This window comes from Cetobacterium sp. 2G large (genome assembly GCF_014250655.1).
GTDB classification, from domain to species: Bacteria; Fusobacteriota; Fusobacteriia; order Fusobacteriales; family Fusobacteriaceae; genus Cetobacterium_A; species Cetobacterium_A somerae.
Genome location: NZ_JACHTH010000002.1, coordinates 175,251 through 183,235 on the forward strand (window position 1 = coordinate 175,251; position 7,985 = coordinate 183,235).

The window sequence follows — 7,985 nt, forward strand, 5'->3', positions numbered from 1 at the left end:
CATATTGGGAATAGATAAAGAGTTAGTGTCTTTTTAGGCATTAAAAAGGAGAGAAAAAATATGAAAAGAAAATTGAGTTTATTATATTTAGTTATAGTAATGATTTTAGTCGCATCTTGTAGTAAAAAAGAAAAAGTTGAATCTAAAAAAGAGGTTATTGCAGCTCAAGTAGGTGCAGCTAAAAGTTTGGATCCTCAAGGAACTAATGATAAACGATCACTTGAAGTTATGGTTCAAGTGTATGATACTTTGGTAGAAGTTGACAAAAATATGGAGTTAAAAGATGGTTTAGCTCAAAATTGGGAGTATATCACTCCTACAAAAATTAGATTTAAATTAAAAGATGGAATTAAATTTCATAATGAGGAACCTTTAAAAGTTGAAGATGTAATATTCTCTTTAAATAGAGTTAAGAATTCTAAAATAGTTGGAGCAATTGGTGAAAGTATTGAAAGTGTTGAAAAGGTAGATAATAAAACTTTTGATATAAATACAAAATATCCAACGAAGACACTTTTAAAGTTTTTAGCTGATCCTGGAGCTTCAATTGTAAGTGAAAAGGCTGTTAATGAGTATGGTAATAGTTTTGGTCAAAACCCCGTTGGAACAGGACCTTTTATTTTAGAAGAGTGGGTAACAGGGGATAAGATTGTTTTAAAAAGTAATAAAGAACATACTTTTAAAAAGCCAAATATTGATAAGTTAGTTTTTAGGAGTATCCCAGAGGCTACAAATAGAGTTATTGGATTAGAAACAGGAGAGATTGATGTAGCTTACGCTGTTTCCCCTATTGATGCAGAGCAAGTTTTAAAAAATTCGAAATTAGAATTAATGACAATAGATCCATTAGCAATAGAGTTTATTGGATTTAATATAAAGGATTCAAAGTTAAAAGATGAAAATTTAAGAAAAGCAATAATTTATGCTTTAAATTCAGATGAGATATTGGGAACAGTTTTAGGAACATATGCTGAAAGTATAAATTCACCGTTAGCTAAGAATATGTTTGGCTATACAGAGAATAGAGTGAAGTATAGTCAAGATATAGATAAGGCTAAGGAGTATTTGGATAAAGTTGAAAATAAGGAGGATTTAAATCTATCTATAACAATTCATAGTAATAGTGATAGCATGCAGATTTCTCAAATAATTCAAGCACAATTAAAGGATATTGGAATAAATTTAACTATAAATCCTTTAGAGTGGGGAACTTTTATAAGTGAAACATCGAATGGAAAGCATCAACTTTTTCATTTGGGAAAAACATCGCCAACTGGTGATGGGGAGGAAGCATTAACTGTTTTCAATGAAAAATTTATAGGAGCTGCTGGAAATAGATTTTTCTATTCAAATCCGAAAGTTAATGAACTTTTAACTTTAGCTAAAGAGGAGACTGATGATAAAAAAAGAGAAGCGTATTATCAAGAGGTTTGTCAAATAATTCAAGAGGATGGAGTTATGGCAATCTCATTTACAAGAAAAGTTATTGCTGGAGTTAATAAAAATATATCAAATTTTGAACCACATCCAAGTGGAATGCACAGATTTTATAAAGTGGATAAAGAGGTAAAGTAATGATAGAAAAGATTAAAGTTGGTTATCAAGGGGTAGAAGGAGCATTTAGTCAAGAGGCTATGATTCACTATTTTGGGGAAGGGATTGGAGCACAAAATTATAAAACATTTGAAGATGTTTTTATTGCTGTGAAGAATGGAGAGGTCGAATGTGGAGTTTTACCAATTGAAAATTCTACAACAGGATCAATAAATTTAGTTTATGATCTTTTAGAAAAATATAACCTTTTCATAGTGGGAGAGGTTTGTATAAGGATAATTCAAAATCTGATAGGAAATAAAGATGCTCGGTTAGAGGATATTAAAGAGATATACTCACATCCCCAAGGATTTGAACAAAGTAAAAAGTTTATAGATTCTTTAGGAGAAATTAAGCATATAAATTATCATAATACTGCTTTAAGTGTAAGATATGTGAAAGATTCAAATTCTTTAGAAAAAGGAGCTATTGGGAGCAAAAGAGCCTGTGAAATTAATGATTTAAAAATTCTAAAAGAGAATATCAACGATAACTTAGATAATAAAACCAGATTTATTATTGTGGAGTCTTGTATAAAAAATAGTTTAGCAAATAATAAAATCACAGTTGGAGTAAAATTAAAACATGAAGTTGGAAGTCTGTATAAAATATTAGGGGAATTCTATAAGCGAGGGATAAATTTAACAAAAATTGAATCAAGGCCTGTAGGAGATGGGACATTTTCCTATAACTTTTATATTGATTTAGAGGGAAATTTATCTGATAGTAATTTAAAAGAGGCTCTTAGTCAGATAAGGCTCGGAGTTGAAAAGTTAAAAATATATGGGACATATAAAAAATGTGAAATTAGATAATAAAAAACTTCCTTTATAGTAGTAGTTTTACCCTAGAAGCATCTACTATTATAAAGGAAGTGTATGAATAAAAATTAATTTTTTAATTAGTTAAATCTAGTATGAGAATTTATATCCAAATCCTAAAGTAACTCTTGAATAATCAAGTGATTTTTTATGAGAGTCAGTTGCTCCATCTACAGTTCCTTTAACTTTAGCTTGGTTAGCTTGGTACATAATATCTACAGTAAAGTTATTATATTCCATTCCTGTTCCAACACCATAGTAGAAACCATCATCTATTTTAGTTGAATAGTTAACACCTGCAATCTCTCCATCTTTTGAATTAAAATTAAATGAGTATCCTACGTTAGCTTTTACGTATGGAGTAATTCCATTTTCAAAAGTAGTAAAATTATACTTTCCAACTACATATAAAGGTGCAGAATCATATTTTCCAATTTCATAGTTTACACCATTTCTATTTTCTGATTTTAATCCAGCATGATTTTGGTAAGCTACCCCAAGTCCTAACTCAAAGTTATCAGTTATATTTCTTGTATTTTCTATAGCAAATTCATAACCCATTTTTTTAGTATCTCCATTAGATACTTTTATTCCATTTTTTTCATGATAGATTGAGTGTGAATCATATTGTGACCATACATCTAAACCTGTTCTTATATATAAATTATTTTTAGTAGTTGCTACAACAATCTCTTCAACTGGAGCTATTATAACCTCTTCTGTAATAATGATTTCTTCTACAACTTCAACTGGTTGAGCAACTTCTTTAGCATAACCTGTTGTTCCTAAAGCGATAAGTGATAATAAAAATAATTTTTTCATAATTTTTGAATCCTCCCTAAAAACTTTTGTAACCGAATTATATTACAAATAAAAAAAAATAACTATTTGAAATCTATTACAAGTAAAAAAGGTAAGAGACTGCATAATACGAAGAAATTAAAATTATTGGATTAAATTTTTTTAAATATTATCTGGCCATTTTAAAATATGAATAGTCTTTCCAACTTTAGATATTACTTTAGCGTCATCAAGTTCTTTTAAAACTTTTCGTAAGTGTCGATCAGAGACCTTTAAAAAACCAGCCATTTCTATATATTTAATTTTTTCAACTTTATTATTTTGTGAAAGCTCTTTTAAATAATTTAAAATTCGTTCATCTAAAGGTTTTTGGTGATAACTTAAAATATGTGTCATAGTTGATGTTAATTTACTTGTTACAGTTCTTAGAAGTAGTTCATAAAGTTTATCATTTCCAGAAATCATTTTTTTGAAATCTTCCCTTAAAATACCAATAACTATGCAAGGTGTTAAAGCTTCAACATTTACATTTATATCTTTATTTTGAATATATTCTACTTCACCTAAAATTTGTAGAGGTTTACAAAACTCAATTAAAACCTCTTTATCCCCATAAAAGGCTGAATAGATTTTAATTTTTCCTTCTACAAAAAAATATAAAGACTGACTTTCCTCTTTAACAGAGAAGATCATCTCACCTTTTAAAAATCTTTTAATAAAAAATTTATCTATAAGTTCAGGTTTCATATATTTTTCTAAATCATATTTTTTTAAATAATAGGTTATTTCATTTTTCATTTAAACTCCGTAATATTTTTTATTTTCCGGCTATATATCCGGTTTTTTTATATAAAACTATGATACCTTATTTAAAGAATGAAAACAAGGAGAAATTAAAATGTTAGAAGTATTAGAAAAAGAGAAAATTAGTAAACTGATTATTAAATATTCTCTTCCAGCTTTAGTAGCAATGGGAGTAAATATTTTATACAATTTGGCAGATAGGTTTTTTATAGGTTACTATGTGGGAAGATTGGGGATTGCAGGTGTAAGTTTGACTATGCCTATATCAACACTAAATTTAGCTACAGGACTTTTATTTGGAATTGGTTCTGGAGTTCTTATGAGTATTAGCTTAGGGAAAAAAGATTTAAAAAGAGGAGAAAGTATTTTAGGAAATGGATTATGTTTATTGTTTTTAGTGGGAATACTTCAAAGTATAGGATTATTTTTATTTACAGATAAAGTGATAGTGGCATTAGGTGGAACAGGAGATCTTTACTCTTATACTATGGACTATTTAAAACCGCTATCTTTAGGAGTATTTTTACAAGTTATGTACATAGGAACCAATGAAATGATAATAGGAAGTGGAGCTCCTAAAAAAGCTATGTTAATTGGTCTTGTAGGATGTTTAACAAATATTATTTTAGATCCAATTTTTATAAATATTTTTAATTTAGGTATGAAAGGTGCAGCACTAGCAACAGTTATAGGAAACTTTATGGCAGTTACATTTCAATTGATATACTTAAGTAGATACAGTGAACATTTAAAACTAAAACTTAAAGAGTTATATTTAAAATGGGATAGAGTGAAAGAGCTTAGTACTATTGGAACACCAGCTTTTTTAGTTCAATTTTTTACAGCAATTGTAGTTGTATTGACAAACATAATTTTAAAAAGATTAGGTGGTGATTTATACATTGCAGCATTTGGAATTTTAAGTAGCTTGTATTTAATTGTATTTTTACCAATCGTTGCTATTTATCAAGGGACGCAACCAATTTTAGGATATAACTATGGACGTGAGAATACATCTCGAGTTGAAAAAATATGTAGAAAATCTTTAATTTATAGCACTGTAATAGCGACACTTGGATTTTTAGTAATAGCTCTAGCAAATGATTCAATTATGAATATTTTTGTTAAAGCGGATGAGCAGCTAAAAGCTGTAGCTATAGATAGCTCTAAAATTTACTTTTCTATGATATTCTTTTTAGGAATAAATGTTATAGGTGCAGGATATTTTCAAGCTATTGGTAAATTTAAGACGAGTTTAATTTTAAATATTTCAAAACAAGTTATTTTAACAATTCCATTGATATTTATTTTATCTTGGAAATTTGGAATAAAAGGGTTGTGGTTGGCAACAGCTTTAACAGAGGTATTAATGGCTTTTATTACCTTAATATATTTAAAGAAAGAAAATATAAAAATTGTTATATAAAAATTATTTAGTAGTGAAGATATCAATACTTCACTACTAAATTTAATTATAAAGTAAGAATTAAGATTTTTTAGCAATAATGAACTTAACTTTAGTTTGGTTAATGTGTTTAGTACTTTTAAGAAGAGATAAAAAATCTGATTTTATTGCCTCAATCTCGTCCTTTTGAAAAAACTTATCAAATGATAATCGATTAAGACGATTCTCCCACATTATACAGATTTCATCAGAGATTATACCAGAGCTAGTTAGTTCAGAATCCTCTAAATCCTCATCAAGTAAAATTTCCATTCCTAAATTTTTTAGAATTGGAGAAATTTTACGACCAGCTCTAAAGTCATAAATTCCATCATTCTTAGCTCCATCTTCAAATACTGCTAATTTATTTAGAGTTTCTTTAGAGAGTGGAGTGTGGCCTCGTAAAAGATCATCAATTTCAATAATTGCAATCCATCCACCATTTTTTAATTTATCAAACCAGTTTTTTAATATTTGTTCCATTTTATTTGGAAAATAAGCAATAGCAAAGCTAGAAAATATTCCATCAATCTCTTTGGGAATATAGTTTAAATCGGATATATCTTTTTGTAAAATTGTGATATTATCAATTTTTTTATTTTCTAAAATTTCAAGTAGATTTTGATTTAAATCTATAGCAATAACTTCTTTTACCTTTTTAGAAAGAATTTCTGCAAAAGCTCCAGTTCCGCAACCAAGTTCTGCGACGACATAATCACTTTTAATTGGTAGTTTATTAACAATTAAACTCCATTTTCTATATTGTTGTTGATTTTCATACTCTGTTCTAAGTGACATGTTTTCCTCCTGATAAAAGATTTGATTTGTCATAATAACAGATTATATCAATGTTTTCAAGTTATTATAATTTAATTGAATAAAAAATTATAATAACCTATAATAAAATTAAAGAAAAATTCATAGGAGAATGAAAATGATCAGAAGATTAGAGAAAAAAGATATAGATGTAGTTATTCAAATTTGGTTTGAGGAGAACAAAAGAGCTCATGATTTTATTCCTGAGAGTTATTGGTTAGGAAAGTTTGATGAAGTGAAAGATATTTTACCTCAAGCAGAGGTATATGTTTATGAGATTGATAATAAAATTAAAGGATTTATAGGTCTTATGGATAACTATATTGCGGGTATTTTTATAGCAAGTGAGTGTCAGTCTAAAGGAATAGGAAAGGAGTTATTATGTTATGCAAAAGAAAAGAAAGAAAATCTTTCTCTAAGTGTATATATAAAAAACTCACGTGTAATAAATTTTTATAAGAGGGAAAACTTTAAAGTAATATCTGAAAATCTCGATGAAAATACAGATGAAAAAGAGTTCTATATGACATGGGAAAGTAAATAAAAGCAATTAAAAAGTAGAGGGCAACCATCACAAATCCCTCTACTTCCGCTCTTTAAATATTTAAATCTTTTTCACGTTTGAATAACTTTAAAACTTGTAAAACCTTTTTCTTTTAAAAACATCTTAAAAATAAAATACTTTACTGACTTTAAATCTATTACCTCAATATAATAGTTAGAAAAAACAACTTCACAATTTGTTAAAACCTTAATATTAAAACATTTTTGAAACTGTGTGATGGCTATTTTTTACTACTTTAACGATTTGAAAAAACTACTAAATCCTTTTCTACATCTCTAACTATTATTATATATTTTCGACGTTTTTTGTAGAAAAAAAGTTTTATTTTTTTACTCAATTTTAAATCCTTGGTTTTTAGATATATTTTCAGTAAATATTTTTACTCCATCTATATAGTCATGAGTCCCTAAAGTAGGTTGTAGCGAAGGATTCAAAGGATAAGTTTTTCCATCAAATTTCATAATAGCAGTAGCTGGTGTCGCTCCACCACCAGATACAGTCATAATAATATCTTTCCAATTTTTTGTTCTGTGATTATTTATTATAATTGGAGTCTGAACTAGCGTAAATCTAGAGATTTCTTTATAATCACTATTTAGGATTAGGGCTGATCCACCCCCAGATCCACTTAGCATTGGACCATAGGCGTAGACAAAATATTCAGGAACAGAATCACTATTTAAATCTATTTTTACATAAGAGTAGTAAACAGGATCAATTCCTCTTTGCAAGTTATAAGCTTCTAAAATTGCATTTTCAACACCAACATTTCTTATAGTTTCAGAATTTTTAATAGCCATAGATGGACTGTAGTTTTGATTTTTATTTATCTCAACAGCTTTTGGAGTGCTTTCTAAATTACTATTAGAACAAGAGGCTAAAGTTAAAATTAAAGAACCTAAAATTAAAAAACGATTTAACAATTTCATAAAAACCTCCTTTATATAAATATTTAACGAATTTTTCAAAATGGTTTTGTACTTTCCTTTAAATGCTCTAACTATTTAAGTTTTATTTTTCCTCAGCTAAATTTTCTAAAACATTTTTGTGCTTCCCTTGATTTAAAAAATTATTTTCGTAATCTTTTAAAGAGTCAATAGCATCTTTTGAAATTGGAAGAATACATCCAATGTTAATGATT

Annotated in this window: 8 protein-coding genes; 4 read left to right on the plus strand and 4 right to left on the minus strand. The window is 27.6% G+C overall.

Features of this window, described 5'->3' with window-relative positions:
- Nucleotides 1-60: 60 nt before the first annotated feature.
- Together H5J23_RS01290 and H5J23_RS01295 are read left to right on the plus strand one after the other, a co-directional pair.
- On the plus strand, nucleotides 61-1,575 hold the full coding sequence (locus tag H5J23_RS01290) for an ABC transporter substrate-binding protein (protein ID WP_185890540.1): 1,515 nt from the start codon (nucleotides 61-63) through the stop codon (nucleotides 1,573-1,575).
- Entirely contained in the window at nucleotides 1,575-2,408 is an 834-nt protein-coding gene (locus H5J23_RS01295; RefSeq protein WP_185890541.1) for a prephenate dehydratase domain-containing protein, read from the plus strand. Before H5J23_RS01290 ends, H5J23_RS01295 begins: the two co-directional genes overlap by 1 nt.
- A 96-nt stretch (nucleotides 2,409-2,504) precedes the next feature.
- Here the strand turns inward: H5J23_RS01295 and H5J23_RS01300 are convergent, their stop codons facing one another.
- Nucleotides 2,505-3,236 carry an OmpW family outer membrane protein gene (locus H5J23_RS01300; RefSeq protein ID WP_185890543.1) on the minus strand — a complete coding sequence of 244 codons (732 nt, stop codon included), beginning with the start codon at nucleotides 3,234-3,236 and terminating at the stop codon, nucleotides 2,505-2,507.
- A 141-nt stretch (nucleotides 3,237-3,377) separates the two neighbouring features.
- The gene (locus tag H5J23_RS01305) at nucleotides 3,378-4,013 is read right to left on the minus strand and encodes a Crp/Fnr family transcriptional regulator (protein ID WP_185890545.1); all 636 of its coding nucleotides are present in this window, start codon (nucleotides 4,011-4,013) and stop codon (nucleotides 3,378-3,380) included.
- Nucleotides 4,014-4,113: 100 nt separating this feature from the next.
- Between H5J23_RS01305 and H5J23_RS01310 the strand changes: the two genes are divergently transcribed.
- Nucleotides 4,114-5,445 carry an MATE family efflux transporter gene (locus H5J23_RS01310; protein WP_185890547.1) on the plus strand — a complete coding sequence of 444 codons (1,332 nt, stop codon included), beginning with the start codon at nucleotides 4,114-4,116 and terminating at the stop codon, nucleotides 5,443-5,445.
- A gap of 60 nt (nucleotides 5,446-5,505) precedes the next feature.
- Here the strand turns inward: H5J23_RS01310 and H5J23_RS01315 are convergent, their stop codons facing one another.
- A complete protein-coding gene (locus H5J23_RS01315) occupies nucleotides 5,506-6,261 on the minus strand; it encodes a class I SAM-dependent methyltransferase (protein WP_185890549.1) in 756 nt (251 codons plus the stop codon).
- Nucleotides 6,262-6,397: 136 nt separating this feature from the next.
- Here H5J23_RS01315 and H5J23_RS01320 point away from each other — a divergent pair, with 136 nt between their 5' ends.
- Nucleotides 6,398-6,823, plus strand: coding sequence for a GNAT family N-acetyltransferase (locus H5J23_RS01320; protein ID WP_185890551.1), 426 nt, complete (start codon nucleotides 6,398-6,400; stop codon nucleotides 6,821-6,823).
- A 350-nt stretch (nucleotides 6,824-7,173) separates the two neighbouring features.
- On the opposite strand, the gene H5J23_RS01325 is transcribed toward H5J23_RS01320, so the two are convergent.
- Nucleotides 7,174-7,773, minus strand: a complete 600-nt coding sequence (locus tag H5J23_RS01325) for a hypothetical protein (protein WP_185890553.1) — start codon at nucleotides 7,771-7,773, stop codon at nucleotides 7,174-7,176.
- Nucleotides 7,774-7,985 lie beyond the last annotated feature (212 nt).

Bases quoted from the DNA above. Each gene is read 5' to 3' on its own strand.
- H5J23_RS01315 (WP_185890549.1), bottom strand. From the start codon at position 6,261: ATGTCACTTAGAACAGAGTATGAAAATCAACAACAATATAGAAAATGG.
- H5J23_RS01295 (WP_185890541.1), top strand. From the start codon at position 1,575: ATGATAGAAAAGATTAAAGTTGGTTATCAAGGGGTAGAAGGAGCATTT.
- H5J23_RS01290 (WP_185890540.1), top strand. From the start codon at position 61: ATGAAAAGAAAATTGAGTTTATTATATTTAGTTATAGTAATGATTTTA.
- H5J23_RS01300 (WP_185890543.1), bottom strand. From the start codon at position 3,236: ATGAAAAAATTATTTTTATTATCACTTATCGCTTTAGGAACAACAGGT.
- H5J23_RS01320 (WP_185890551.1), top strand. From the start codon at position 6,398: ATGATCAGAAGATTAGAGAAAAAAGATATAGATGTAGTTATTCAAATT.
- H5J23_RS01305 (WP_185890545.1), bottom strand. From the start codon at position 4,013: ATGAAAAATGAAATAACCTATTATTTAAAAAAATATGATTTAGAAAAA.
- H5J23_RS01325 (WP_185890553.1), bottom strand. From the start codon at position 7,773: ATGAAATTGTTAAATCGTTTTTTAATTTTAGGTTCTTTAATTTTAACT.
- H5J23_RS01310 (WP_185890547.1), top strand. From the start codon at position 4,114: ATGTTAGAAGTATTAGAAAAAGAGAAAATTAGTAAACTGATTATTAAA.